The organism is Kribbella antibiotica (assembly GCF_004349055.1).
Lineage (GTDB): Bacteria > Actinomycetota > Actinomycetes > Propionibacteriales > Kribbellaceae > Kribbella > Kribbella antibiotica.
Genome location: NZ_SMKX01000303.1, coordinates 1 through 1,426, shown reverse-complemented (window position 1 = coordinate 1,426; position 1,426 = coordinate 1). Strand labels below are relative to the sequence as shown.

Sequence of the window (1,426 nt, the reverse complement as noted above, 5' to 3'; positions counted from 1 at the left end):
CCTTTGCCCTCACCCCGCACACCCCGATCACCGCCGGCTCCCCGGAGCTCGTCCCGCTCGTTGCCCTTTTCACCACCGAGGTCCGGGGCGAGTCGAACCTCCCGCATTTGTTCTCGGCCGGCGGGGCCGCGTCGGGTGCGGTTCGGGTGACATTCGGCTCGGAGGGGCTGGACGTCGTACGGGCTGTGGCTGGGGTTCGGGCTGATGGGGTGGAGGTGGACGAGCGTTACGGGGTTGAGGTTGGCGCGGACGGGATTCGGGTCTGGGGCGCGACCGCCGAGGGCGTGTATCGCGGGCTCACCACGCTCCGGCAACTGATCGCCGTACATGGTTCGTCGATCCCTTGCCAGCGGATCGTGGACGGTCCCCGGTTTGCCTGGCGAGGGTTGTCGTTCGATGTGGTGCGGACGTTCCACTCGCCAGAGACGGTACGGCGGGTGATCGACATGTGCGCGTTGTACAAGCTCAACGTGCTCCACCTGCACCTCACCGACGACCAGGGCTGGCGGTTCGAGGTGCACAGCCGCCCTGAGCTGGTGAAGTTCGGATCGCTCGGCGCGATGGCTGATCGCCCGGGCGGTCACTACACGCCGCTGGAGCTGGCCGAGCTCAACCGGTACGCCGAGGAGCGGTTCGTCACGCTGGTTCCGGAGATCGACTTCCCCGGGCACACCGGCGCGGTGTCCAAAGCCTTCCCCGAACTCACGACCGCGCTCCCCGGCATCCCGCTCCCGAACGGCGGCCACCTCGAGTTCCATTCACTCGACCCGAACGACCCCGAGGTCTGGACCTTCGTCGAGGACGTCGTCGACGCAGTCATCCCGCAGTTCCCCCGAAGCGCGTACCTGCACATCGGCGGCGACGAAGCATGGGGTATGTCCGACGACGCCCACGCAGCCTTCGTACGACGTGCTGCAGAACTCGTGCGTGACAAGGGCAAACGGATCGTCGGCTGGCAAGAGATCGCGCGTGCCGAAGTCGACCCGGCCGACCTCACGCAGTACTGGCTCGACGTCCAGGACATCGACGCGATCTCCGAACGCCCTGAGGTCCCCGAGTTCCTGATCGAACACCTCGCCAAAGCGAAGCACGACGTACCGAAGGCCTTGGCCCGCGGCAGCAAGCTCCTCGTCTCCGCCACCACCTACCTGTACTTCGACCGCCCGCACGCGGCCCCATCCGCCGACCCCGCGCAGGAGGAGACGCGAGCCCGCGTTGGCCTCCGGGCTTACCCACCAGCCACGATCCAAGACGGCATCACCTGGGACCCGGTCACCAACACCCCTGGCGTCACGTCCGACGACCAGCTCGCCGGCATCGAAGCCGCCGTCTGGTGCGAAACCGTCACCAGCCGCGACGACCTGGAGTTCCTGCTCCTCCCCCGCCTCCACGGCGCCGCCGAGAAGGCCTGGTCCCACATCACCCC

The 1,426-nt window shown here is 67.9% G+C and carries 1 protein-coding gene; it reads left to right on the top strand.

All coding sequences use genetic code 11. The features are described from left to right. Window positions 1-1,426, top strand: a 1,426-nt coding sequence (locus tag E1263_RS42360) for a family 20 glycosylhydrolase (RefSeq protein ID WP_132178126.1), incomplete at both ends; no start/stop codon positions are given.